Annotated in this window: 26 protein-coding genes, 1 tRNA gene and 1 pseudogene; 6 read left to right on the top strand and 22 right to left on the bottom strand. The window is 56.8% G+C overall.

Going from position 1 to position 25,466, the window contains the following annotated elements:
- Positions 1 to 29 precede the first annotated feature (29 nt).
- Positions 30 to 926 (top strand): zinc ribbon domain-containing protein, encoded by an 897-nt coding sequence (locus QMC91_RS06680; RefSeq protein WP_300236998.1) that lies wholly within the window; start codon positions 30 to 32, stop codon positions 924 to 926.
- Between the two features lie 8 nt (positions 927 to 934).
- On the opposite strand, the gene QMC91_RS06685 is transcribed toward QMC91_RS06680, so the two are convergent.
- The 6 genes and pseudogenes from QMC91_RS06685 to QMC91_RS10000 all read right to left on the bottom strand — a co-directional run.
- Positions 935 to 1,234 (bottom strand): hypothetical protein, encoded by a 300-nt coding sequence (locus QMC91_RS06685; protein ID WP_300237000.1) that lies wholly within the window; start codon positions 1,232 to 1,234, stop codon positions 935 to 937.
- Positions 1,235 to 1,861: 627 nt separating this feature from the next.
- Positions 1,862 to 2,698: an SDR family oxidoreductase gene (locus tag QMC91_RS06690; protein ID WP_300237002.1), complete on the bottom strand. Its 837-nt coding sequence runs from the start codon at positions 2,696 to 2,698 to the stop codon at positions 1,862 to 1,864.
- A 15-nt stretch (positions 2,699 to 2,713) separates the two neighbouring features.
- Positions 2,714 to 3,508, bottom strand: coding sequence for an acetoacetate decarboxylase family protein (locus QMC91_RS06695; RefSeq protein ID WP_300237004.1), 795 nt, complete (start codon positions 3,506 to 3,508; stop codon positions 2,714 to 2,716).
- Positions 3,509 to 3,941: 433 nt separating this feature from the next.
- Positions 3,942 to 4,235 (bottom strand): transposase, encoded by a 294-nt coding sequence (locus QMC91_RS09995; protein ID WP_366944382.1) that lies wholly within the window; start codon positions 4,233 to 4,235, stop codon positions 3,942 to 3,944.
- Positions 4,236 to 4,266: 31 nt separating this feature from the next.
- Positions 4,267 to 4,590 carry a transposase gene (locus QMC91_RS06700; RefSeq protein WP_300237006.1) on the bottom strand — a complete coding sequence of 108 codons (324 nt, stop codon included), beginning with the start codon at positions 4,588 to 4,590 and terminating at the stop codon, positions 4,267 to 4,269.
- A gap of 114 nt (positions 4,591 to 4,704) precedes the next feature.
- A pseudogene (locus QMC91_RS10000) lies at positions 4,705 to 4,962 on the bottom strand (helix-turn-helix domain-containing protein); the annotation flags it as partial.
- Positions 4,963 to 5,004: 42 nt separating this feature from the next.
- Between QMC91_RS10000 and QMC91_RS06705 the strand changes: the two are divergent.
- Positions 5,005 to 5,640 carry a hypothetical protein gene (locus tag QMC91_RS06705; protein ID WP_300237008.1) on the top strand — a complete coding sequence of 212 codons (636 nt, stop codon included), beginning with the start codon at positions 5,005 to 5,007 and terminating at the stop codon, positions 5,638 to 5,640.
- Between the two features lie 5 nt (positions 5,641 to 5,645).
- Positions 5,646 to 6,251: a hypothetical protein gene (locus tag QMC91_RS06710; RefSeq protein WP_300237010.1), complete on the top strand. Its 606-nt coding sequence runs from the start codon at positions 5,646 to 5,648 to the stop codon at positions 6,249 to 6,251.
- A gap of 55 nt (positions 6,252 to 6,306) precedes the next feature.
- Here the strand turns inward: QMC91_RS06710 and QMC91_RS06715 are convergent.
- Together QMC91_RS06715 and QMC91_RS06720 are read right to left on the bottom strand one after the other, a co-directional pair.
- Positions 6,307 to 6,391: transfer RNA gene (locus QMC91_RS06715), tRNA-Leu, on the bottom strand.
- 333 nt (positions 6,392 to 6,724) lie between these two features.
- Positions 6,725 to 8,422, bottom strand: coding sequence for an AMP-binding protein (locus QMC91_RS06720; protein ID WP_300237012.1), 1,698 nt, complete (start codon positions 8,420 to 8,422; stop codon positions 6,725 to 6,727).
- A gap of 324 nt (positions 8,423 to 8,746) precedes the next feature.
- On the opposite strand from QMC91_RS06720, the gene QMC91_RS06725 reads away from it, so the two are divergent.
- Positions 8,747 to 9,301, top strand: a complete 555-nt coding sequence (locus tag QMC91_RS06725; RefSeq protein WP_300237014.1) for a TATA-box-binding protein — start codon at positions 8,747 to 8,749, stop codon at positions 9,299 to 9,301.
- Here the strand turns inward: QMC91_RS06725 and QMC91_RS06730 are convergent.
- The 4 genes from QMC91_RS06730 to QMC91_RS06745 all read right to left on the bottom strand — a co-directional run bounded on the left by QMC91_RS06730 (position 9,294) and on the right by QMC91_RS06745 (position 13,082).
- Positions 9,294 to 9,737 (bottom strand): hypothetical protein, encoded by a 444-nt coding sequence (locus tag QMC91_RS06730; RefSeq protein WP_300237016.1) that lies wholly within the window; start codon positions 9,735 to 9,737, stop codon positions 9,294 to 9,296. The genes QMC91_RS06725 and QMC91_RS06730 overlap by 8 nt on opposite strands.
- A gap of 52 nt (positions 9,738 to 9,789) precedes the next feature.
- Positions 9,790 to 10,668, bottom strand: coding sequence for a glycine betaine ABC transporter substrate-binding protein (locus tag QMC91_RS06735; protein ID WP_300237018.1), 879 nt, complete (start codon positions 10,666 to 10,668; stop codon positions 9,790 to 9,792).
- Positions 10,669 to 11,047: 379 nt separating this feature from the next.
- A complete protein-coding gene (locus QMC91_RS06740; RefSeq protein ID WP_300237020.1) occupies positions 11,048 to 11,893 on the bottom strand; it encodes a proline/glycine betaine ABC transporter permease in 846 nt (281 codons plus the stop codon).
- Positions 11,880 to 13,082: a glycine betaine/L-proline ABC transporter ATP-binding protein gene (locus QMC91_RS06745; RefSeq protein WP_300237022.1), complete on the bottom strand. Its 1,203-nt coding sequence runs from the start codon at positions 13,080 to 13,082 to the stop codon at positions 11,880 to 11,882. Before QMC91_RS06745 ends, QMC91_RS06740 begins: the two co-directional genes overlap by 14 nt.
- Before the next feature lie 388 nt (positions 13,083 to 13,470).
- On the opposite strand from QMC91_RS06745, the gene QMC91_RS06750 reads away from it, so the two are divergent.
- Entirely contained in the window at positions 13,471 to 14,658 is a 1,188-nt protein-coding gene (locus QMC91_RS06750; RefSeq protein ID WP_300237024.1) for an argininosuccinate synthase, read from the top strand.
- Between the two features lie 10 nt (positions 14,659 to 14,668).
- On the opposite strand, the gene QMC91_RS06755 is transcribed toward QMC91_RS06750, so the two are convergent.
- The 7 genes from QMC91_RS06755 to QMC91_RS06785 all read right to left on the bottom strand — a co-directional run bounded on the left by QMC91_RS06755 (position 14,669) and on the right by QMC91_RS06785 (position 21,685).
- Positions 14,669 to 15,073, bottom strand: a complete 405-nt coding sequence (locus QMC91_RS06755; RefSeq protein WP_300237026.1) for a pyridoxamine 5'-phosphate oxidase family protein — start codon at positions 15,071 to 15,073, stop codon at positions 14,669 to 14,671.
- A gap of 1,285 nt (positions 15,074 to 16,358) precedes the next feature.
- Positions 16,359 to 16,604: a hypothetical protein gene (locus tag QMC91_RS06760; RefSeq protein WP_300237028.1), complete on the bottom strand. Its 246-nt coding sequence runs from the start codon at positions 16,602 to 16,604 to the stop codon at positions 16,359 to 16,361.
- A 4-nt stretch (positions 16,605 to 16,608) separates the two neighbouring features.
- Positions 16,609 to 18,105, bottom strand: coding sequence for a methanogenesis marker 14 protein (locus QMC91_RS06765; RefSeq protein WP_300237030.1), 1,497 nt, complete (start codon positions 18,103 to 18,105; stop codon positions 16,609 to 16,611).
- A gap of 328 nt (positions 18,106 to 18,433) precedes the next feature.
- A complete protein-coding gene (gene argF, locus QMC91_RS06770; protein ID WP_300237032.1) occupies positions 18,434 to 19,363 on the bottom strand; it encodes an ornithine carbamoyltransferase in 930 nt (309 codons plus the stop codon).
- Positions 19,360 to 20,652 (bottom strand): phosphoribosylamine--glycine ligase, encoded by a 1,293-nt coding sequence (gene purD, locus QMC91_RS06775; RefSeq protein ID WP_300237081.1) that lies wholly within the window; start codon positions 20,650 to 20,652, stop codon positions 19,360 to 19,362. The genes argF and purD overlap by 4 nt, the downstream gene beginning before the upstream one ends.
- Before the next feature lie 26 nt (positions 20,653 to 20,678).
- Positions 20,679 to 21,191, bottom strand: coding sequence for an orotate phosphoribosyltransferase (gene pyrE / locus QMC91_RS06780; protein ID WP_300237034.1), 513 nt, complete (start codon positions 21,189 to 21,191; stop codon positions 20,679 to 20,681).
- Positions 21,185 to 21,685, bottom strand: a complete 501-nt coding sequence (locus QMC91_RS06785) for a CDP-2,3-bis-(O-geranylgeranyl)-sn-glycerol synthase (protein ID WP_300237082.1) — start codon at positions 21,683 to 21,685, stop codon at positions 21,185 to 21,187. The genes pyrE and QMC91_RS06785 overlap by 7 nt, the downstream gene beginning before the upstream one ends.
- A 142-nt stretch (positions 21,686 to 21,827) precedes the next feature.
- On the opposite strand from QMC91_RS06785, the gene tes reads away from it, so the two are divergent.
- Entirely contained in the window at positions 21,828 to 23,303 is a 1,476-nt protein-coding gene (gene tes / locus QMC91_RS06790) for a tetraether lipid synthase Tes (RefSeq protein ID WP_300237084.1), read from the top strand.
- Between the two features lie 67 nt (positions 23,304 to 23,370).
- On the opposite strand, the gene QMC91_RS06795 is transcribed toward tes, so the two are convergent.
- The 3 genes from QMC91_RS06795 to QMC91_RS06805 form a co-directional block, all read right to left on the bottom strand.
- A complete protein-coding gene (locus QMC91_RS06795) occupies positions 23,371 to 24,312 on the bottom strand; it encodes an NAD(P)-binding domain-containing protein (RefSeq protein ID WP_300237036.1) in 942 nt (313 codons plus the stop codon).
- 117 nt (positions 24,313 to 24,429) lie between these two features.
- Positions 24,430 to 25,092: a roadblock/LC7 domain-containing protein gene (locus QMC91_RS06800; protein ID WP_300237038.1), complete on the bottom strand. Its 663-nt coding sequence runs from the start codon at positions 25,090 to 25,092 to the stop codon at positions 24,430 to 24,432.
- Positions 25,093 to 25,096: 4 nt separating this feature from the next.
- Complete coding sequence (locus QMC91_RS06805; protein ID WP_214023246.1) at positions 25,097 to 25,444, bottom strand: roadblock/LC7 domain-containing protein; 348 nt, start codon at positions 25,442 to 25,444, stop codon at positions 25,097 to 25,099.
- Positions 25,445 to 25,466 lie beyond the last annotated feature (22 nt).

Genomic DNA, 25,466 nt, shown 5'->3' on the forward strand with positions numbered 1-25,466 from the left:
GTATGGTATAGCAACGGAGGCTGATCCATATGCGATGTCCGAACTGTGGCTACGAGGACGAGGGGAACTACTGCAGCAACTGTGGCAGTCCCCTGAACCAACCTGCCGCGACCGCCCCGGAGAATGGGCTAAGATGGTATGAACGATGCCCTGCATGCAGAGCCGGTCGCCTCTCAAAGACCGTCAGCAGGGGATTCATGGGTTTGACGAGCACAGAGTCATATTCGTGCCCAAACTGCGGAGCGGTCTTTACCAGGGAGGGCAGCAGGACGTTCAAACTCTCAAACATCTCCGATACCTCCAGGCCCGCATGGCGCGACTATGCCAACCAGACGTTGAGCGATGAAGAGTGGAAACGTATCGCCGACGGCGGGGTCTCCGATGCCAGGCAGCGGGAACTCGATCTCGACCACCTCATCACGGCAGTCCAGGAAGGGCAGATCCCGCCGTTGAACGCCGCTGCCCCCGGTTCGATCGTTCCAAAGAAGGGCGAAAGGCTGGTGGCAACAATCCCGGGGGTCACCCTTAGTGAACCCCGCTCCGTGCGGAAGACGTATGGCGGCGGTGGGGGACCGAGTGTTCGAATCGCTAAAGGGGTCTACATAAGAACCGGCGGGTTTGCATCCAGGAGCGAGTCCCATGAAGAGATACGTTCGATCGATTCAGGCACTCTCACCCTGACAGACAGACGCCTTGTGTTTGCGGGACAGAAACGGACGACAAGCGTCAACCTGGGAAAGATCATATCGATAAAACCCTGTGAAGACGGGATCGCCATAAACCGTGAGGGAAAACAGAAGACAGAGTACTACTCAGGCCTGGATAACGCCGTCCTGCGGTTCAGCATCGAGGGGAGAGACTACGAAGAACCCCTCTCGGGCGCGTTCTTCGCCCGCCTGATCGAGGGGCTGCTCAAAACCGACTGAGGCGCGGGTCAGCCCCGGGATTCGTCCATCCGGGCCCTCATCTCCTTTGCCGTGGTGATGAGGTACTCCAGTTCAGCGAGTACCCCGGCGCTCCCACAGGCGCCCATGCTGCACGCCTTATCGTGCAGCGCCCAGCACTCCTGCTCGATCTGTTTGAGTTCGTCCATCGTGTAGCGATGATACCTGGCAAGGATATCCCCGTATTTGCGGGTAAAAGCGGAGATCTCCTCAAGGAGAGCCTTCCGATCAACCCTCGGCCCCGGCGCTCCCGTAGAACAACGGTCAGCCCCGGCATTGTTGCGTTCCATGATATCTCTTCCTTTGCCAGAGGTAGGAGTTAGTCTTTCCGGAATGGGAAAGATGTTGAGAGTGTTCTCTCCGGCAGAGGGCAGGACCTGTTCCTTGAAAAACGCGAACGCAGGCTCCCGATTGGAGAGAGGTGCGAGCACCACGGCATTAGAAGGCTCGGATGAACACCTCACGCCGCATACCAGGGCGTTGCGACAGATATTCTGCTCCTGGAGCACCCGGGTCCCGCAACTCCACATAAAGCGAATGTTCCTTTTCTCCACCCGAGGGCAGGGGCAGTGCGGGGTGATTGGCCCCATGGCCGTGCAAGGGGGGGAGAGTCTCACCGTAACGCTGGAGATGCACCCCCGTGGCACTGTATCGATGGAGAATCACCCTGTCTCCTGCATCTCAGGTCGAACAGTATTCGCGGAACACCCCCACCTCCCGGCAGCGATAGACCCTGGAAGGCCGTGCATGGGTCTTCTCCAGGGTCTTCCCCGTGTTTCCGGTTTTAAACTACCAGGATCTAATATCAGGCCTCAGAGCGAGTATAGTTTTGCAAGGGGAGCGATCTTTGAGTCTTGAAGTGCGGATCTAATGGCAAAATAAGGCTGAAGCTCCAGGTAACCCTGGAGGGGACTACATCAGAAGTATGTCCCACCCCGCTCGAACGCCTCCCTGCGGTCGCGGGCCATCTGCAGCAACATCTCTTCGATCTCCGGTCTGCCGAGGACGTATCCATGCCAGTATTCGGTGTATGGAGATTCAGGCACAACGATGATCCCCTTATGCTCCGCAACCCGGTCAAGGATAAGTGATGCCGCCTTATCGACAGGATACGCGTCGTCGGGAATCCTCAGTTCGCCATGCGCCTGGCCATAGATACTCTTATTGAAGATCGGGGTCGCGATATTCGCCGGGCAGACCGTCGAGAAGTATAGCCCTTTATCCGCATACTCATACCTCAGGCATTCGGTCATCCCGGTGACGCCGTACTTTGTGAGGGAGTAGAGCGCCTGGAACGGAGGCGGAACGATCCCGGCTATCGAACTGGTGTTCACGATCTGCCCGAACCCCTGCTTAAGCATGATCAGAACCGCGGTATGGACACCGTATATGACGCTCCATAGATTGGTCTCGATGATCGTCTTCCAGTCCTCGAGGGTGGCATACTCGAACGGCATCGTCCCACCCACACCTGCGTTGTTGAAGAGGATATCCAGCTTTCCGGCTTTTTCTGCCGTCGTCTCGATACCCTGCTGAACCTGCTCCTGATCGGTCACGTCCATGACGAGGGGCTTTACCCGGTCGCCATGGGCAGCGAGCTGGCCGACGGCCTTAGCAATCTTTTCCGGACTGCGCCCGGCCATGTAGACGGTTGCCCCCCTCTTTACGAGTTCTTCGCTGATCGCATACCCAATTCCGGAGTTCGCACCGGTGACGATGCAGACCTTGCCTTTATAATAATCCGAATCAACCACAATTCTCACCCAAAACTACTCGATGACCCTTGCACCCATCGCGTGGAGGATGGCCCTACCTTCTACCATTGTCGCCTGCGTCAGCCGTTTCATGGGCAGGGCCGCAAGACTGTTGACGATGTAGTACTGGACAGGGTTCTGCATCGGCGTCTGCTCGATCCACTCCAGGCTGCCTTTCCCGACCTGTGCCGTCTCCACCTCCATGCCCTGCGGGTAGAGGACGAACTCGCTCACTTCCGCCCCCGGAGCGCCGACTTTTGGAATGTACTTCCACCCCAGCGTGTTCATGGAGACGAACTGCGACTTCAGGGCCTCCAGTTCAGGCCCGTTTATCGACCCTGTGGCCTCAAAACCCACCCTGAGGAAGGTATTTCCCTCGTAACTGACGGTGGTGGCATAATGGGGCCGCAGGATGTGCAGGTCCTCGATATCCGCATGTAACTTCGGGATGCCGGTCTGTTCCCGTCCCCCAAGGATGGGTGCGGTTCTGTTTTCCCATACCACAAGCGTATAGGAACCGTCGATCTCGTCCTTCTTTCCGTGAAACCGGACCGGTGCTGCCACGTTGATCAGATTGTAATGTCCGCCCTGCAACCAGTTGATCTCGGTGAACCTGCTGAAAACAACCTGCACTTCAGGTGCCAGGAGTTCAAATCCTTCTGGGATATAGTTTTCAAGAAGGTCTCTCTCGGTCTCGTAACTGATCGCGAGTGACGTCGTTCTCTGCGTGACCAAGGTCTCCGGGTCAAACTTGCTGCCACCAAAGTGGACAGGCATCAGGTAGGTGAAATCATCCTGTGGTCGGAACATGGGCATCCTTCCACCTGCCTTACACCCTCAGGGCATATACTTTGCGGTTCATTGTTACGGACGCCGGATCTTTTGATTCAGGCCCTGTAAGATAAATGCTGATAGAATTGACCGACTTTTGGCCCTGGATCATACAGGCAAATGAGCTGAGAAACCCGGGTCAAAAACCGTTTGGATCCTCTCCGCCGGCACGAGGGTTGAGCGCAGGGCTGGAGGTAACCCCACATCGGGAGAACCATCCGGCCGGCACAGAAACCAGACTCTGTCGTAACTCCCTGCGCGCGAAAGATCTTCGCCAAAACACCAATCTGCGATCCGGCATACAAACGGCTTTGCCTCAAAACCAGTACACTGTGACCTTCACCGCAGATCCCGGTCGCTATATTACCGCAATGTGACTGCTCCCCTGATTAAAATCAGGGCATCCTGGGTATTACCCCTGAGATTGCAGCCCCAATCCCATAATATTGATCGCCGCGTTCTGAACCCGGTCCATCACCAACCCACAATGCGGGCAGGAGTGGACACGATCAGAGAGCATCTTAGCGACGAACATACCACACCTGGAACACTGCTGTGATGTGTTCCTGGGGTTCACCGGGATCACACGAGAACCAGCCTCTTCCGCTTTCTTCCCTGTGATCGTGATGAACCGGTTCCATGAAGTCTGGTGAGCGAAATTGTGGCGCCGATTCGCAATCCGTTCGTGGATGCGTGCAACAACCATTCTGACTTTCTTCCGTTCAGGAGTGCCTTTCTCAACTTTTGAGGGGCTTCTCTCTCACCTTCGCAAGCGCTTTCTCGTCAGTATGGAAGAACCGGGGGTTCTCGATCTTCTCCCCGTTTGAGAGGGTGGCAAATGATTCGAGACCCACATCGACCCCGACCACAGTGTCTTTCTCTCCTGCGGGAGCGGGTTCATACTCGACCGAGAAACAGGCATACCACTTTCCAGTCGCAGTACGGTGAATCGTGAGAGTCTTGATATTACCTTCGATCGGGCGGTGGAGGACGATAGGGATGATCATTGAGGTGGAAACCAGACTGTGGATACAGGCTTTGAACGCAAGATCGACGCGCATCTTGACATTCTGCAATACCTGAGAATAGACTGGATTCAGTTCAGGGTGGTCCTTCTTCAACTGTGTTAGGATTTTGTTAGTATCATAGTACGATAGAGAACGTTGTTCCTGTTCCCACGCGTTCTTTCGCAATGCGAGTGTCTCGTTATAGACCCAACGGCATGTGTACAGTGTCTTCTCAAGAAGAGTCACCTGAGCCTTTGTTGGATAGAGTCGATAACGATACGATTTACGAATTACTTTATATACGATCTGTTCTAATAGATGCATTTGAGGAGGGCATTCATCCCACGACTGAAGTCGAGGGCATTCTGCCTGTTTTCTTCGTAAATATCCAGGGAGATCAACACACTCTTCATCCGATACGCCCATATAAGGACGCCGGTTCCAGGAGACGAGAATGGAGCGACAGGGATGGTAACAGAGACCACCGGAAACGAGAATTCCGGTTTAAAGTCACGAGCAGAGTCCGACCTTTCTCTCGAAGTGGTCATACTGGTAGTCTTTGGCGTATTCATGCTCCTCTTCGGCGTGCTTCTATTCAGGATTCACACAGGTGAACTTCCGTACGCCCCCGACAGCACCTACGGGCTGTTTCTCGTTATCGTCTCGTTTCAGATGATAACAATGGGAAGGACGCCATTCGGCGATCTCCGGCGTTCATGGGCGATAATACTCCTCGGTGTCTGCACGGCGGTCATCGGGATGGTCGCATGTTTCATACCCGGACTGCTTGCTGAACCGGTTCGAATCCTTGTCGGGATACTGCTCTTCGCCGGCGGGGTCTCGCTCATGCTGCATTTGTTCTTCTCCCGGGATAAGGCGAGGTTGTGGCTGAAGGTCCCCGGGATCCTCCGGCAACTGACGCTCGCCTGTATCCTCGTCTATCTCTTCTCGATCGTTCTCGGTCTCGTCACGCTCCTCCCCGGCATCACAACCGACCCGCAGACGGCAGTTCTACTCATAATCTACGGTATCAGTTTCTTCTACCTCTCCTGGTGCATCCAGAGCGTTAACCGGGCGTATCCCCCCGGAGAGAGGAGGGCGTGATCCCCATGAAGTCCAGCGATCCCCCTTTAATCTTCAGGGAGACCTCGATCCCGCTCTCGATTGCACTGGTCATCCCGGTCGGTGTCCTGCTGGTTCTACTGGGACTGTTGCTCTTCCCGGTAAACAAAGGTGCGATCCCGTTCTCACCGGACGGACAACTCGGGCTTCTGCTGGTCATCATGGCCATCCAGATGCTTGCACTGGGAGAGACCCCCATGGGTCAGTACAGACGCTCGCGCCTGCTTGTCATCATCGGGATCGTGTTCGCCTCGATGGGGATCTTCTCGTGCATCGTTCCAGGAGTCCTGACTGATCTGATCCGGGTGCTCCTTGCGATCCTGAACATCGCCGGGGGAGCAATACTCCTTGCAAAACGATTCCTTCCGATGCTGCAGGGCGCCGATAGCCCTGCGACCGTTGTTCCAGCAGATCTGCTGCCGACCCTCAAGAGACTTATGGTCACCCAGACGGTATTGAACGTTGTATCGATCTCGTTTGGTATCAGCATGCTGCTGCCGGGCCTCATCCCGGGCATGGTCATCGCGGGGATCGTCGTGATCAACGGCCTGCTCCTTTTTGCGCTTGCGACCATCCTTATGAAGGTGGTTTGACCACAGTTGTGCTCATGCGGTGCTCCGCTAACGGAAAAAAGGTTTAAAAAACGTATGCGAGGGGAGCGATTTGAACGCTCGAACTCCTGCGAGACTGGACCCTGAATCCAGCGCCTTTGACCTGGCTTGGCAACCCTCGCGCCAACGAACCCTGCCGCCGACCACTTACGGTGGTCTTCGCGCTTGATATCGTGGGAGGTCAAACAAAGTGAACTACCCCGCCCTGAAGGGCGCAGCTTCCTGCTTCATCGAACCCGCCCCGGAGGGCCTTACATGATCTCCACAGGCGTTGATTACCCTGTTCGGGCCGTCCCGGCCCTACAGCAGATTATATATTCCGGTTGCTTGGTTCTCGCAACGCAGACAATACATTTTTGGATGCGCGGACAGAAAAATGTATTGTCTCGAAACGTATTACGGGAAGGGCGGGGTCTTCCCGCTCCGCCCCCTTCACCCCCGCAGGATAAATGTAATCACTCTCTTCCAGCATGGGAGTTCCGTGAGTTGTTCTCCATGAACCGCTTCATCTCAAGTTCACGCAGTTCGTGTCGTTTGATCTTGCCGGAGATCGTCTTCGGAAGCGACTCCATAAACTCGATCCGACGCGGATACTTGTAGGGCGCCGTCACCCGTTTTACGTAGCGCTGTATATCCTTTATTAACGCCTCAGACGGTTGATAACCGGGTTTCAAGACGATGAACGCCTTGACAACCGTCCCCCGGATCACGTCGGGCGACCCGACAACCGCCGCTTCCTGGACAGCAGGGTGCTCCAGAAGGGCGCTCTCGACCTCAAACGGCCCGATCCGGTAACCAGAGGACTTGATGATGTCGTCATCACGCCCAACGAACCAGAAGTAGCCGTCCTCGTCCATCCGTGCTTTGTCGCCGGTGTAGTAGAACCCGTTCTGGAACGCCCTGCGGGTCTCTTCCTCGCTGGCGTCCAGGTAACCGCGGAAGAGTCCGACTGGCCTGGGGTTGAGCCTGATCGCGATCCGCCCCTCCTCGCCGACAGCAACAGGGTTACCCTCGTCGTCGTGGAGTTCGATATGCCATCCGGGCATCGGCCTTCCCATCGAACCGGGTTTGACCTTCATACCCGGGAGAGTCCCGATGCAGAGCACCGTCTCGGTCTGGCCGTAACCTTCGTAGATCGTCTTGCCCGTTCCTTCCTCCCAGGCCCTTATGACCTCGGGGTTGAGTGCCTCACCCGCGCTGCAGCAGTGGCGCAGCTCGGAGAGATCAAACTTGTCGAGATCGGCCAGGATGAGCATCCGGTAGATGGTCGGGGGGCAGCAAAAGGTCGTCAAACCGTACTTCTCCAGGAGCGGCAGGATCTCGGTGGGATTGAACTTCCCGCGGATATCGTATACAAATATGCAGGCACCTACGATCCACTGGCCGAAAAGTTTCCCCCAGGCGCTCTTCCCCCACCCGGTATCGGAGAGTGTCAGGTGGAGGTCGGTTGGGCGCAGGTCGTGCCACAACTGCGCCGTGACGATGTGCCCGAGGGGGTAGGAGTGGTCATGGAGCACCATCTTGGGCTCGCCGGTGGTGCCGGAGGTAAAGAAGATCAGGAGGGGGTCGGTTGATTTCGTCCGCGGCATGCCTGGCAGGTTCACCAGTTTGTAGGAGCAGGGGGCGGGGTAGTCAAGCTCGACGGCGTAGCTGACCCAGCCCTCCCGTTTGCCGTCGGTCATGAGCATCACCTCAAGCGATGGGCACTCCTCACGGATCGCCTCGACCTTCTCCGCGTTTTCGGCCATGGTGATGATCATCTTGACTTCAGCGGCCTGTATCCGGTATTTCAGGTCTTTTGAGGTCAGCATCGTCGTTGCTGGGCAGTAGACCGCTCCAAGTTTTATGAGGGCGATGACAAAGATCCACCACTCCGGGACGCGTGGGAGCATCAGCATCACACGGTCGCCTTTCTTGATCCCGTATTTAAGGCAGATGTTGACCGCCTGGTTTGAGAGGCGCATGAAGTCAAAAAATGTGTATTTCTTCTCGTTTCCTTTCTGGTCAACCCAGATCATTGCCAGTTTGTTCCTGTCCTTCTTTGCCCAGGCGTCGACCACGTCAAACCCAAAGTTGTAGTATTCAGGGACGTCTATCCTGAAATTGGCACAGAGTTCTTCGTAGGAGGGTCGGTTTTGCTCTTCGTCAGCCATAACGCGATCCCTTAGAGGTTGCGCGTTTATGGTTTAAAAGGCTGCACCAAATGGCAGGGACATCCGCCGGGTGATGAGTTCCATTGAAAACCGGGAACCAACGAAGAAGACCCTCTCACCGTCCCTCTCCGGAAAAACTCTCTTGCGGAAAGACCGGGGTACGGATAGAGAAACGGTCTGCGGCGATGCGCACCACCGGTAATCCGTCCTTCTGGAGGTTCATCAAACCAGGAGACACAATCTCAAAGTATATCGGGCTGACAGCCACAGGTAGGGGAACAGCCACCCATTACTATTATGGTATAAAAAATGATATTAATATCGATGGATGAGAAGGGATACGAGTCATTAAAAATTGAGAACATCGTCGCCTCCGGGGTGATCGCAGACGCTATCGACCTTGAAAGCGTATCCGAGAAGATAAAAAACTGCGAACTGAATACAAAGCGGTTCCCCGGGGCTGTCTACCGCATCGAGAAACCAAAGATTGCATCCCTGATCTTCTCCTCGGGTAAAGTGGTTCTCACCGGTATCAGGAGGCCGGAAGACCTCCAGGACGGTCTCGAGATCATTATGCGTTCTCTAAGAGATGCCGGTGTCGACACCTACAGCGAACCACAGGTCGCCGTCACGAACATAGTCTGTTCCTACGACATGGGAAAGTACATCAATCTGAACAAGGTGGTCATAACTCTGAACCTTGAGAACATTGAGTACGAACCAGAACAGTTCCCTGGACTTGTATACCGCATCGAGGACCCAAAGATCGTTGCCCTTCTCTTCAGTTCCGGTAAGATCATCCTGACAGGCGGAAAGAAGATCGAGGATGTGAAGAGGGGACTCGATTTTCTGGAGCAGCGGCTCGATACGATCATGTGAGATGGGGTTTGCTCACGCTTTTTTTTTGAGGGTATAAGACCGGTGCGATTCCCAAACACAGATAATAGGGGACTCTTACAGCGCCGCCGGCATCATCTCCCCCGACCCCGTAATCATCCGAACAATCCCGGCAACTACCACCCTCCCTTCCGGTTGCAACCTCGTGTGGTACAACCCTGTATCCCCGGTCACAACAATCTCTACAGCATCCACAACCGGTTTTCAGGAACCACTGAAACTCAGTGCCCTCAAGTCTGATTATCTCGTCAACAGCACTCCTTATCGCGGCCAACTCTCCCACCTCAATGATCCATTTCAAGAAATCCAGGGTGATCTTCTTCACCAGACCCGGTTCCAGACGGCCCGCCTGAGTATACGCAGTGTCTATCAAGCGCAGGCCGTGAATTATTCGGGGTAAATCTTCGTAGATCTCCACTTGACTCGAACATTCTGTGGGGGTTTTTGAACCGCTGAAAAAATAGGGAAGATTATGCTTTCCCGAGCCAGAAATCAACCGTATCGCGGTTGTTCTCGATCCATTTCTTTGCGGCTTCCTCTTCAGGCATACCGTCCGCGATATCCGTCATGACCGAGGCGATATCCTCGCTCGTCCAGCGGAACCGCTGAAGGATTGCATAAGCCTCAGGGTCATCGGTCTTCAGATCCTGGCGTGCCAGGGTAACAATATCCTCCGCAGCGCCATAGACTCCTTTCGGGTCGTCAAGGAACTTGAGGTCCCAGCGACCGAACTTCCAGTGCGGCGACCACCCGGTCACCACAACCCACTCGCCCTTGTCGATTGCACGGCCCAGTTCTGCGGCCATGCTGGCACTGCTGCTTGCGATCAGTTCGTAGTTCAGGTCATACTCCTCGATGGCCTGCTCGGTCCGGGTCATTATACCCGCACCGGGGTCGATCCCGACTATCCGACCACCAAACTTATCGGCGACATCGTTCATCTCCTCGATCGAGTCGATGGTCACATAGGCCGGAACTACAAGCCCTATGCGAGCCGCGCCGGGTATGTTCTCGTTGACATAGTCAATCCTGTCACCGTACTCCTCCCAGTAATGCGCATGAGTGTGCGGGAGCCATCCGGTCGTCGTGAAATCAACTTCACCGCTGGCAAGCCCCTGGAAGAGCGGGCCCGCGTCAACAGCAATCATCTCAACATCGTAGCCTGCCTCCTCAAAGACCTGTTTCATCACGTTGCTGCTCGCGATCGCACAGTCCCAGGTGACATAGCCGATACGAATTGTTTTTTTAGGCTCCCCAGTGCCGCCAGTATCGGTGCAGCCAGCGGATACAAGGCAGAGCACCAGAACAATGCCCACCAGTGCAAGCAGGCTTCCTATCTTTCGAACCATAATTATTCCCTCTGTCATTTTTTACCGCACAATACCACGGTATGCACACAGATCCCGGTTGTGTGGGGTTCCGGGTTTTCCCAACCATCCAGGATCAACGATCCCGGCATAGAGCAGAGGTGGCAGTATGCGCCACTCCTGGCGCTTTTGCACCCCACAGCAAAACGGCCAGTAGTTGACCGCTTCAGATTATGAAGAACACCTTATTTAAGTTTTACTGATTCCTTTTTAAAAACGGGGCGTTTTTAAAACCGGGTTTCGAGGTGTGACCGGCCTTTAAACCGCTCCTGCGGCACAGACCTAACCCTCATCCCGGCATAGCCAGAAACACAGCGAGAAAAGAAAATTTGCGGGGTAAAACGGGCTTTTCGATCTCTGCTTACACCCTCTCACCACGTTGCGGCACCAGGTTCTGGGTGATCCGATCGAGGATGATCGCGATGATCACTATGGCCAGCCCGGCCTCAAACCCCATACCGATATCCACCCGCTGGATCCCAACAAGCACCTGGTAACCAAGCCCTCCTGCGCCGATCATCGATGCAATGACGGTCATGGAGAGAGAGAGCATGATACACTGGTTAACCCCCGCCATGATCGTTGGGAGCGCAACAGGGACCTGCACCTTGAGAAGTTTCTGCCAGGGCGTGGATCCAAAAGCGTCCGCAACCTCGATCAACTCGGTCGGAACCTGTCTGATCCCGAGATTGGTGAGACGCAGCGCCGGTGGCATCGCAAACACAACCGTTGCGATGGCACCCGGCACGTTTCCAAGACCAAAGAAGATCACAGCAGGAATGAGATAGACAAACGAGGGCATGGTCTGCATAAAGTCCAGGATCGGCCTTAGCGCGGAGTTCAAGGTATCGCTCCTTGCAGCCGCGATCCCGAGAGGGATCGAGAGCACCAGCGCGACTATCGTCGAGACCAGAACAAGCGCCAGCGTCAGCATGGAGAGGTTCCAGAGGTTGAGATCCCAGACCAGGATAAGCCCGATTGCGGTGAGTGCCGCCAGTTTTATGTCGCGCCTGGTGACAAACCAGACCAGCACGGCCGCAATAAGTATCAGAACGGGTGCCGGTATGGCGAGCAGTAGATCCTGCAAACCCCCGATCAGGAACCTGAGCACCGCACTGATAGCGTCAAGCAGCCAGCCGAAGTAGTGCTCGATCCAGTCCACCAGCACCTCGACGGCGTAGCCCAGAGGCAGTTTAGGCAGTTGCATTCGTATCCACCCCCTTTCGCGCCAGAGCAGCAAGGATGGCTCCGCGAGATATGCTGCCCACGAGCCTCCCCGCATCGTCCACCACTGCAACAGGGTATGGGTTCTCAACGACAAGCGAGATGATATCACTCAGGGGCGTGGTGGTCGTCACCTTCGGAACATCGGTGATGAGAATATCCCCAAGTTGCTTCCCTCTCTTTACAGCCTCTACCGTATCGTCAAGTGTCACCCTGCCGCGGAGGATGCGCTGACGGCTGACCACAAAGATGCAGGATATATCGTGCTCCTCCATCAGGTGTAACGCAACCCGTGGCCCCGCCGTCCACTGGGCGACGGGTTCGGGCCGCCGCATAACGTCGCCTGCTGTGAGAACCCTGGTCAGGTCGACATCTGCGACAAACTTCTCCACATACTCGTTCTCAGGGCTGTTCAGGATCCCCTCCGGAGTGCCTATCTGGACGATCGCACCATCCTTCATCAGCGCTATCCTGTCACCCAGTTTCAGGGCCTCATCGAGATCATGTGTGACAAAGATGATCGTCTTGCCGAGCCGCTGCTGAAGTTCAAGGAGTTCGTCCTGCATGTCCCTGCGGATCAGGGGATCGAGCGCGCTGAAAGCCTCGTCCATCAGGAGGATGTCCGGGTCGCTTGTGAGCGCACGGGCAAGCCCGACCCGCTGTTTCATCCCTCCCGACAGTTCATCCGGCATGCTCTCCTCGTAACCACCAAGCCCCACCATCTGGAGCATATCTCTGGCCTTACTGTGCCGTTCCTCCACGGGAACGCCCTGGATCTCGAGTCCGAAGGCGACATTGTCAAGAACCGTCCGGTGCGGCAGGAGTGCGAAGTTCTGGAAGATCATGCCCAGTTTGCGTCTCCTGATCTCACGAAGCTCATCATTGTCAATCCGGACGATATCTTTACCGTCGATCCATATCTCGCCCGCTGTGGGCTCGATGATCCGGTTGATGCACCGCAGGAGCGTCGATTTCCCGCTCCCGGATAGTCCCATCAGAACAAATATCTCACCACGGCTGACTTCAAACGAGATATCGATGAGAGCCACCGTCGAACCGGTCTCTTCGAAGATCTCCTGTTTTGAGCGCCCCGCACGATAAAGTTCCAGGGCTTTTTCTGGATCATGCCCGAATACCTTGGTCAGGTTCCTGACACGGATTATCGGTTCCACTGATCCTGTCTCTTCTTCTGATACCTGCTCAAAAATGATGGACACCCTCCAGGTTCACGATTTCTATTTCATCTGGTTTATAATTTCGGGTTCTAAAAAATCTTTATTTTACTCTTGAATTTTGATTTTTAGGACGCTCCAGAGCGTTTTCACCACTAGCAGATATCTCTGTCAGCTATCCTGAGATTTACCAGAATTTTGCTGTTTAATCACTCCATACAGTTCATTCTTCCAGGATCCGGGATTTCCGACCACCACCTGGCAAACGCCAGAACCCTGCGAAAACCAGCAGGTCGCTGCTCCCCGGTCATTACCGCTTCTTTTATTGGCTGAGAACCCATAACCATGTAGATCATTCAATAGAGTCTATCAGACGGAGACCACCACCATGGAGAAGGGAAAAGTCGTTCTGGCGTTTTCAGGAGGCCTCGACACCTCCATCTGTATCCCCCTGCTTCGCGAACATTACGGTTTCGAAGAGATCATTACCGTCGCGGTCGACGTGGGCCAGCCCCCCGAAGAGATCGCACGTGCAACAGAGAAAGGGCGGATGCTTGCGGATAAGCACTACACCATCGATGCAAAGGAGAAATTCGTATCGGACTGCATCTTCCCCTCGATCAGAGCAAACGGTTCGTACGAGGGCTACCCCATGGGCACAGCGCTCGCCAGGCCTCTGATCGCCACAGAGATTGTGAAGATTGCAGAGAAGGAGGGAGCGTCAAAGGTCGCGCACGGCTGTACCGGAAAAGGAAACGACCAGCTCCGGTTTGACTTCGTCTTCAGGGCCGCAGGCTACGATATCATCGCACCGATGCGGGAGATGAACCTGACCCGGGAGTGGGAGATCGCCTACGCCCGGGACCACGGCATCCCCGTCTCCGCGGCAAAGGACAAACCATACAGCATCGATGAGAACTGCTGGAGCAGGAGCATCGAGGGCGGTAGACTGGAAGACCCGGCCTTCCACCCGCCGGAGGATATCTACGCCTGGACGGTGTCCCCGAAGGATGCCCCTGACGCGAGGGAAGAGATCAGTATCGAGTTCGAGGAGGGTGTCCCGGTCGCCCTCAATGGAGATAGGCTTGCAGGACTCGACCTGATCCGTGAACTGAACCGGATAGCCGGTAGGAACGGTGTCGGCCGAAACGACATGATCGAGGACCGGATCCTGGGGCTGAAGGCCCGCGAGATATACGAGCACCCCGCCGCCACCGTCCTCCTCACCGCACATAGCGACCTCGAACACCTTGTGCTGACCCGATCGGAGATAGCGTTCAAGCGGATCGTCGACGATAAATGGTCGGAACTCGCCTACATGGGGCTTGTGCACGAACCCCTCTTCCATGCGCTGACGGCGTTCATCGATAAAACACAGGAACGCCTCAACGGCACGGTGGACGTGGGGCTCTATAAGGGCAGCGCCACGGTGCTCGGCCGCAGGTCGGATGCGGCGCTATACTCCAGCGACCTTGTATCCTTTGACTCGACGACGCTTGACCAGACCCACGCCGTTGGGTTCTCTAACTACTTTGGTCTGCAGGCACGCCTGCTCAAAAACCTGAAGAAGCAATGAGGGAGGGTGCCTACAGCACCTTCTTCCCCGCGTCTTTTCCCGGCGTGCACTCAAAGACGTCGGTGATCTTCATAACGACGAGCGATTTTGCCGGGTATTTATCACTCTTTGATCTCATCCAGTCCCGGAACTTCTCGTAATCGGGGCCTGATGTTCTGATCTCTGTGCTGCCCTTGACCTGGAAGCAGCGTTTGGTCTCTGGATCGTAGAAGGAGAGGGCGGCAATAGGGTTCTCCTGGAGGTTTTTGAGGGTCTTTTGCATGTAGTTGTCCATGATCCAGATGGTATCGTCGGCGACGAGTCGCATCGATGCCACCGGCGCCACGTTGGGAACACCGCTCTTTGAGGCAGTGGCAAGTGGCATAACTTTTGTTCGGTTAAATAACTCCTTAATCTCACCTGAAAGCGCAACCATATGGGTTCCACCTCCTGCCTGAAATGTAAACGGGCGCGGTGAAGCGCCGCGGGCATTCGTCAGGCAGTCGGTTTATCCGTGCTCCAGGTATATAAGAGATACGACAATAGACAATGATGCAACCACTTCACGGGCATCAGCCGAAAGCCTCTCCCGAAAAGAACTCCATAAACGTCCTGGACCGCCTGTCCGCATCCCGGGGGTCGACGAGAATACGTTCACCCGGAGATCGAGCGAAGTTCCTTACCACACCGACCTGCGATTCTTCCCGCTTGCGATAAACCCCCCTCCACCACCGACTAAAACAGATAACCTCCTCCAGATCTCACCATTCAGCCACCTTTCGAGTCTTCGTCTTCCGGTTAACGCCAGGTATAATGGTCACCCCTGCCAGGGTACACTCACAACAGCGGTATTTTTACAATTATTCAGAAATACCAGCACAATTCTCGTAAATAGACTGCTTAAACTCACTTTGCGAGACCTTACCCGCACCTATGGGGGCATTGCGGCAGATGTTCTGCTCCGGGGCACCACGGTTCAGTAACTCCACATAAAGCAAAGGTTTGCTTTCTCCACCTCGGTGGCGGGGGCAGTGCGGGGTTATTGGCCCCATGGCCGTGTCAGGAGGGCGTTAGCGAGACGATCCGAAGAGATACCTTCCCTGGCACCGTATCCATGGAGAATCACCTCCGGGAGGCTGACGGAGAGGGGGATGGAACATCCCCGGCCCCTGTCGCAGCGTGTCACCAGAACGCTCTAGTTTCAGGCAGGGAGTTGAACACCCGCGCCTCCTCCCGCCCCCTCGGGGGCGGGCAGTGATCGGAGATTGGCCCGGATTGCCGTGGACGGCGGGTCTCACCGTAAATCTGGAGATACCCCCCTGACACAGCATCCACGGATAATCGCCCCCGTCTCCTGCATCTCAGGTCGAACAGTATTCACCGACCATCCCAAACTCCACGGCCGCGATAGATCCGGGATGGCCGTGCATGGGTCTTCTCCAGAGTCTCCCACGTGTTTCTGGTTTTAAACTACCAGGATCTAATATCAGGCCCCATAGCAAGTGTGCTCTTGTAATGGGAGCGATTTTTGAGCCTTGAAGTGAAAATCTAACGGCAAAATTAGGCTAAAGATCCAGGTAGTTCTGGAGATGGCTATAAAACAGATCATCCCCCGGCGGATCTGCAACAACCGGGGTCTTCAGAGATCAACAACCTGCCACACACTCCAGCAGGAGACCTGAGAGCGGCATATCGGTTCAAAAAAGCACCGGAAAGAGGGATTACTCCCCGACAAACTCTCTCAATCTCGCAAGGAGGTAGTCCTGGACCTCCTCCACAACCTCTTTCCTCCCACGGAACGCAAGCAGGTCACGTGCGTCCCCCTCCATGTTCGCAAACGACAACCTCTCCTGCCGCTGGACAACCTCGACATCAAACTTCTCAACAACATCGTAGATCATCTTACGGGGCACGCCCGGAGGAACGATCAGATCATAGAGTTGTTCCTGTTGCTCTTCTTCAGCCATTGGTTCACTTCCCTATTTTTATCCGGCGGGACATAATGCATGGCCCCCCACGCACCCCACCAAGCGGTTCTTTCGGCTTCCCGAGCGAGTTCATGCACCGCGCCATCAGTGCCGCTCCGCGAGCAAGACCGTCATCGACAAAGACCAGATGGTCGTTCGGGGTCTCGTAGAGTCCCCGCTCCATTATACCCTCAAGGATGTACTCGGGTTTTCGCCCCGAGATCGCTGCCCGCCCGGTGAACCCGATCGAAGAGTTCGGCGGGACCATCCCCCTCTCAATGGCGACGTCGACCAGACGGAGCGCCATCCTGGCGCAGACGCGATCGATCACCTCGTTCAGCATCCCGATGCCATGTTTCTCGTGGATCTCGCGCCCGATCTCCCCGAGCGCCGGGATATCGCTGCCGTTCTCGCCCACATCACACCCGATAAGAGCAATACCAGACTTCTCGGCAATATCGGCACAGACCGGGACCCGACCAAACTTTCTCCGGTCAGGAGGGACGATCCGGATATCGATATGCTCGTGGCACCGGTCGACGTATTCATCGACGATCGACCGTTTCCTGCCGCCAAACGAAGCCGTGACACTGTGGTCACCAAAGAGGTCAAGAGCAGTCCCCGTCCGACCCTCCACAAGCCCGGTGCCCCGGACGATTGCATCCGGTACCGCCCCAGCCAGCCCACAGAAGTTCCCGATCGTCCGCGCAAACGGGTTCGGGTCGTCGCGGGCTACATCGCTTGTGATCCGACCATCAAGCGTCGTCCCGAAATCAATGGAGATGCATGGGTTCCGGAAATCGACCGGCGTCCACTTGGCACCCTCTTTGATACCCGCCATCGCAAGCTCACCCTCCATCTCGTTTGCCACCATCTCGACGCCGGTAGACCCAAGCGGCGGCAGGACTCCGGCCACCGCACCGACAAAGACCACCCTGTCAGCAAACGAGTATGCCCGGAGTTTCGGGGGGAGGTTCTCGATCGACATAGGTGGCGTCATCTTCCGGGGAGGGACACCCGCTGCGAGACAACCGTTTGCCAGGGCGATAACAAAGTCCCCGACCTGGTCGGGAGAGTCCATCGCAGCCACAACCCCGGTGCTCCGCACGACAAAGTCCAGGTCGTCCTTGATGCTCAGGCGAGCCTCTTTGTGGCTCTGGAGGAGGGTGTCGCGCACAAGGTCTGTAACCGACTCTCGCGTCAGTTTCGTGCCGTCCAGCGTCTCCCCGAAGATGGTCTCACCCGGTTTTGGAGGCCGAACATCCCGACTCATGGTCACGGTCTTGTTGATGATATACGTCCTGCCTGTCTCCAGGTTTGTGCCGGTAAGGATACACTTCGTTGTGGTGTTGCCCATCTCAACCGACGCCACGATGAAGTAGGGTTTAACGCGGTACTCGGGAACGCCCGCACCCGCTCCGTGCATGATCGAGGGCGGAGGCGGACTCTGGACAATATGTGGTGTGGGTTTTAAAAGTCGCTCCAGAAAGCGGGCACACATAATAGTCGTTTTTCCCGCCTCCCTGCATATATCTTTCCATCTGACCGTATGGAGCCCAGGGGCAGGAAAAACGGAGCAAATGCCCGGGCGGGTGTGCCGCAAGGAGTCAATTTCATGCAGCAGTGAACGGCAAAATAGCAGGCTTTTTGAGGTTACACGCCCCCCATCTGCCGACGAGGGCCCCAAACAACGATTATACACCAGACCGGAGATCTCCTACCCCGGGAGAGGATCCGGGGGTGAGATGAGGAACGTCCCCCATAATACCCCCATCTTCAGGGCCAGAAACCCGTCCCATCCGGGCGAGCCACAGATAGAGCGATATACCTCACTCCTCCGATGGCATCTCGCCCCTGATCAGCCTCACAAGCAGCGCCTTCTGCGCGTGGAGCCTGTTCTCGGCCTGGTCCCAGACGATGCTCCGGGGGCCTTCCAGAACCTCGTCGGCGATCTCCTCGCCCCGGTGAGCGGGGAGACAGTGCATCACAGGAGCCCCGGGCACCGCCAGTTCCAGAAGACGGGAATCGATCGTGTAACCCTGGAACGCCTGCAACCGTTCAGCGCGCTCGTCTTCATTCCCCATCGAGACCCATATATCCGTGTAGAGGACGTCCGCCTCGCGGACAGCCTCCGCCGGGTCAGTGACTATGGTGACCCGGCCGCCGGCCGCCCTGGCCCGCTCGACGACCCCGGCCGCCGGCCGGTAGCGCGGCGGGCTTGCAACCACAACCTCCATCCCTGTCAGAGGGGTGGACAGGATCCAGGAGTTGCAGACGTTGTTGCCATCGCCTATCCAGGCGAGTTTCAGGTCGCGGAGATCGCCGAACCGCTCGCGGAGGGTCATAATATCGGCAAGAACCTGGCAGGGGTGCAGCCGGTCGGATAGACCGTTTATGATCGGGATGGTGGAGTAGCGGGCGAACTCCTCGATTGTGGCATGAGAGTAGGCACGGACCATCACCGCGTCGAGGTAGCGGGAGAGCACCCGGGCCGTGTCCCTGATCTCCTCACCCCGGCCAAGCTGTATATCCTGGGGGTTCAGAAAGAGCGCATGCCCGCCAAGGTCGGACATGCCGACCTCAAACGAGACCCGTGTGCGGGTTGAGGGCTTCTCAAAGATCATCCCCAGACTCTTTCCCCGCAGATACTCGTGCGCAACCCCTTCCGACTTCAGCCTTTTGAGACGCATCGCGTCGGCGATGATACCCTCGAGTTCGTCGCTATCTAAATCGAGGATCGATAGAAAATCCTTCTTCATGCAATCTCCCTCATGTGGCGGCACCGCTTCTCCAGGCTCTCTCCGGTGCCGATATCCCTGCGGTGGAAGACGCGGCCCGAGACGGATGATGCTGCCCTCTCGGCTATCGCCTCGGCCTTCTCCAGGCACTCTCCCAACCCGACAAACGCAAGCGTTCTCGATGTCCGGGTATAGAGTCTCCCCTCCCTCTCCTCCACGTTTGCGTAGTAGAGCAGGGCATCGCCATAATCACCGACCACGATCGGTTCACCCGTCCTCGGCGCCTCCGGGTAACCCTCCGGGACAACGTACTTGCAGACCGTCGCCTTCTTTGCAAACCGGACATCTGATGGTGAGAGGCTGCCCTCGGTGATCCGGCGGACAATCTCTGTGAAGTCCGACTCCAGAATGGAGAGGACGTTCATCGCTTCGGGGTCCCCGAACCTGGCGTTGAACTCGATAACCTTCGGGCCGTCACGGGTGTTCATGAACTGACCATACAGGATCCCCCGATAGGGTGTGCCTTCAGCACGCATCGCCGCGACCGTATCCTGCATGATCCCGAGAGCCCTCTCGTAATCCGACCACGAGACGAACGGGAGCATGTGGTCCTGGAGCGAGTATGACCCCATACCGCCGGTGTTTGGCCCGACGTCGCCCTCGTATGCCCGTTTATGATCCTGGACAAGCGGCATCGGCACCAGATGCTCGCCATCGACGAACGCCTGGAGTGTGAACTCCTCGCCGATAAGCCGCTCCTCCAGAACAACGTTTCCTCCCAGATGCCGGACGTAATCGATCGCCCCCTGCACGTCAAGATGCTCCCCCATGATCCTTACACCCTTTCCCCCGGTGAGCCCGATGGGCTTGATGGCAAGATCTCCGTCGTAGGACTCGATGAACCGGCGCGCCTCTTCCGGATCGTTGCAGACCCTGTAGTCCGGGCAACCCTCGATCCCGTGCCGCTCCATCAACCGGCGGCAGAACGCCTTATCCGTCTCGATCCTTGCGGCAGCACGGGTCGGCCCCACACAGGGTATCCCTGCAGACTCAAAGTGATCGACGATCCCAGCTTCGAGGGGCGCCTCCGGGCCGATGATCGCGGCGTCGACCCCGCATCTGGTGGCAAACGGCAGTATCTTCTGGATATTTGTCTCTTTCTCAAGGAGCACCCGCTCTGCAAGCCTGGCAATCCCCGGGTTGCTGTGGGCCATAACAGAAAATATACTCACATCACTGTTGCAGGAAAGCGCCCTGGTGATCGCATGCTCCCTGCCACCACCGCCTACAACGAGCAGTTTCATATCCATCATATTCACCCGCACTTAAAAATGCTTTATCCATCCAGCAGGTCACTGACCCGCACCAGAGCCTGGAGCGAGACCCCCATCTCCGCGAGCGCCTCGCGAGCACCCGCCTCCCGATCGACGACGGTCACCACGCGGTCGACATGGGCGCCTGCGGCCCGGAGCGCCTCGATACCGTAAATGGCGCTCCCACCCGAGGTTGTCACGTCCTCGACCAGCAACACATCCTTCCCGTTCACGTCGCCGATGATCCTGCCCGACTTTCCGTGATCCTTTGCCTCTTTCCGGATGATCGCGTAAGGCCGGCCGCCTGCAAGCGATACGGCGACGGCGATCGGAACGCCGCCGACCGCCACCCCGGCAACCACCTCGAAATCCCAGCCACCGGCGATGGCCTTTCCGATCTCCGCAAGTATGGCGGGGTTTGTGGTTGCGGTCTTGATATCGATGTAGTAGGAACTCCGGGCACCTGAGGCCAGGAGAAAGTCTCCAGACTCGATTGCCCCGCTCTCAAGCAACAGTCTCGCGATCCGGTTCACCATGGCACCTCTTTAACTCCGATGTAATACCCGATAATGTTCACCACACGGTGCAAGAGCGGCGTCAGCAGGATTATCCAGACAAGGATCGGGAGCGTTATATTCTCCACCAGCCACCCCGGATACACCAGGAGGACGAGGAGCAGCGACCCGACAACGAGGTCGTACTGGTCGGCAATGAGCCAGGATTCGCCCCGCGCTTTCCCAAGCCTGCGCTTGAAGAAACTCTTGACGAGATCCCCCAGCAGTGCGCCGGTCGCAAGCAGGAAGACCGAGAGGATCGTATGTCTGGGGAGCATATCGAGACCGAACGTGAAGGCTGCCAGGATCTGGACCAGACCCACCGCCACTCCTGAGAGAACACCCCCTAAGAACCCGCGGTAGGTCTTTCCGTCGCCAAAGATCCTCCTCCCGTCGGAGAACTTCCTGCCAAGGTCGATGGGCGTCCCGCCGCCGAAGACTGCAGCCGCCGAGTTCGGCACGTATGCCGGCAGCATGACCCAGAGTGCTGCAACCGCAGAGAAGATCCAGTAGCCGATATCAGGTGGGATAAGTGTCAATGTGTTGTACAATCAGTAAATATAAAGATTAAAGTGTCGAAGTATGAGATACGATAAAATGAGTGGGCACGGTGAGAGAATGCTTGTGAAGAAGACAAAAAGCCTCTGCCCGACATGCGGTCGTGTGCTCGACGCCGATGTCGTCGAAGAGGAGGGGCAGATCTGGCTGGTCCGCACCTGCCCTGAACATGGTTTATATCGTGGGCTCTACTGGTCGGACGCAGAGATGTACCGGCGGTTCGACGCCTACGAGAGTGTCGGGAACGGCGTTTTAAACCCGCAGAAAACCCCCTCAGCGACAGGATGCCCAAACGATTGCGGTCTCTGCTCAAACCACCGGTCGACTACTCTGCTTGCAAACATCGATCTGACGAACCGGTGTAACCTGAACTGTGATTTCTGTTTCGCGAACGCCAGAGCGTGTGGGTTCGTCTACGAACCAACCTTCGAGCAGGTAGTAGGAATGCTGCGACTGCTGCGTGAGGAGAAACCTGTTCCGGCTCCTGCCGTCCAGTTTTCCGGCGGAGAGCCGACGCTGAGAGACGACCTGCCCGACATCATCCGCGTGGCAAAAGAGTTCGGGATCTCCCAGGTGCAGGTCGCTACAAACGGGATTCGACTGGCGCAGGACGCCGACTACGTCCGGGAACTGAAGGAAGCAGGACTCTCGACGGTCTACCTCCACTTCGACGGCTTAACCCGCGAGACGAACACCAAACTTGGAAGCGATCTGCGTGCCGTCGAGAACTGTGAGAAGATCGGGATGGGCGTTGTGCTGGTCCCGACGATCATAAAGGGCAGGAACGATCACGAGGCTGGCGCTATCATCAAATACGCTGCCGACCATTTCAAAACCATTCGGGGCGTAAACTTTCAGCCTGTGGCGTTCACGGGGGCCGCAAGCGAGGATGATGTAAGGAAAGAGCGGATCACCATCCCGGAACTTTCGGAGCGGATCGAGGAGCAGACGGACGGTGTCATCAAGAAGGACTTCTTCTACCCCGTGCCCTGCGTCGTCCCGATCTCCGATCTCGTCGAGGCATACACAGGCAAACCCCAGATCAGGTTCACCACCCACCAGCACTGCGGTGCGGCGACATACGTCTTTGTCACCGATGAGGGTATGATCCCGATAAACAGGATGGTGGATGTCGATGCGTTCTTTGAGTCGGTCGAGAAGATGGCGACAAGGCTTGCAAAGGGCGGGTCGCTCAACAAGTACGTGACCCTTGTTGAGGGTGTCAAGGATGTCTACACCTCCACCAGGAAGGCGGAATACAAGAACACCGGGGAGTTGATGAAACTTATAACGAAGGCGCTCGTGCTGCAGAACTTCGAGGCACTGCGCGACTTCCACTGGAACGCCCTCTTCATCGGTATGATGCACTTCATGGACAGATACAACTACGACCTCTCCAGGGTGGAGCGGTGCTGTATCCACTACGCAACTCCCGACGGTCGCCTGATCCCGTTCTGTACATACAACAGCGGCCCGGTCCACCGCGAGCAGGTCTGGAAGGAGTTTGCGCAAGCAAGCAAACGTGAAGATGAGTGAGGGGAAGCCCGCCCACCCACCTTCCCGCTACTTTTTTTTCTGAGAATCCTGCGGAAAAAGACTGAGATCAGGGGAACGGCAGTTCGTAGCCTTCACCATCCTCCAGGACAAGCGATGCTATGGCGAGATCCTGGATGGCAAGCCCCGTTGAGTCAAAGACTGTGACCGCATCCGGGGACGACCGCCCCTTCTTCCCTATGACCACCTCGCCCAGGGTTCCCGCGATCATTGCAGGGTCATACAACCCGGTGCTGATCGGGACGTTGACCTCCCCTGAGTGGATAGCCTGTTCGCGCTCGTCTACGAAGACCTCGGCCCTCAGGAGGATCGCGGGGTCGAGTTCCTGTTTCCCGGGGGCATCTGCACCGATAGCGTTGATGTGCGTCCCTTCATGGACCCATTCTTCCATAACGAGAGGCTCTCTCGATGGTGTTGTAGTGACGAGCACGTCACAGTCGCAGGCGCGCTCGATCGAGACAGGGCGGGCGCTGTAGTCGGCATACCGCGCGGCAAACGCCGCAGCGGTCTTTTCGTTCCGGCTCCAGACCCTCACCTCCTCGATCGTGAAGGCGGCGGCCATCGCCTCAACCTGCGCCTCCGCCTGCCGTCCGGCACCAACGAGCCCGAGGGTGAGGGTAGACTGTCGGGGAGAGAGGTATCGTGCAGCCACGGCACCTCCCGCCCCCGTTCGAAGCGCGGTCAGGTCGGTGGCGTTGATCAACGCCTTCGGGAGCCCGGTATCCACATCGATGATCACCGTCAGCGCCATGACCGTTGGAAGCCCATGAATCCGATTCTCGGGGTGGACGTTAACTATCTTCACCCCGGCTATCCCGGCCGCCGGGAGGTAGGCCGGCATCGTCCTGAAGTCTCCGGTCTTACCGAAGGTCACGTAGACCTTGGGTGGCATCTGGACGTTGCCCCTCCCGTGCTCGGCAAAGGCCGCCTCGATCACCCGGTTCACACCGGTATACGAGGGGTAGCCGGAATGAACGGGATAATACTTCAAGGAGAGAACACCCCCTGCTGTTGACCGAATAAAATAGAGGTGGGGGATACGCCCCCGGTTCCGATCTGAGGATCCATAAACCTGCTCCGTCAGAGAGGTTTATCAAAGATCCGGTTTTTACCCGCGGTTCTCCACCATCCCACTTATCGAGAGCCGGATCAAACCCAGGCTGGCGTCGGGTTCTGCAAGTATGCAGATGTAGAGATCGTTGTAGGGCGCGATTATGAACTTCCCCCGGGGGGTCTCGAGGATTACCTGGGAGAGACCGCCCATCTCCATATCGGCGGTGATATGGCTTCCGGCACGGAGAAGGTCCTCGGCGACCGCGGCCACCTTCTCAAAGTCCGCCGAGCCGACCGACTGGATGGCAAACCCATCATGGAAGAGCGAGACCGCAACAACGCCCGGCTGCCGCGCGATCTGCTGGAGAGCAGCCATCTCCGGGGATGGGGGCGCTGTCTCAACCCCGGTGACAATGCACCCCCTCTCGATCGAGGCTTCCCGGGCCACCCGCGTCTCTTCGGCGGTATACGCGATGAGCTCGTAGACCAGCGACGGGCGCTCAAGGAGGTACCTGTAGGCGCCATCTCCGCTGAGCAGGATACCCCCGCCGGTATCCTCAAAGGCGGCGCCGTAAGGCTTTCCGTCCTCAAGCAGGACAAAACCGGTTCCACCGCCCTTCTCCGTGATCCTCAGCGCCCCGGTGAAATGAGGGCTGACCGATGCAAGGGTCGAGAGCGGCCCCTGCAGTCTACCGAGTGAGATGCCGTCCGGGAGCATCGTCTCACAGAGCGGCTATTATCCTGTCCTTGTTCTTCTTCAGTTCGTAGCGGATTCTCCCGACGTTTACGTTCGCGTTCGCCACTATGGCGATCAACTCATCCTCTGAGAGCGGTGAGAGCAGAATCGGGCCGTTCTCAAGTTCGACAAGCATCTGGTGCATCTCCCCTTTCCCGAGTTCGTTGCTCATAGCCTCGGAGGTACCCATGCCCGTCGATGCCATGGCGCCCAGGGCCTCAACATCCACATCACCGGCAACAACGCTCTCGATCACAAAACCGTCCCGTCCCGCCACGACGGCGGCGGTAACCCCATCAAGCTTAAGGAACTCCCCCAGGATCTGTTTTAACATGCTTTCCATACTTTAAATCACC

This window comes from Methanoculleus sp., assembly GCF_030019085.1.
In the GTDB taxonomy this organism is placed as follows: domain Archaea; phylum Halobacteriota; class Methanomicrobia; order Methanomicrobiales; family Methanoculleaceae; genus Methanoculleus.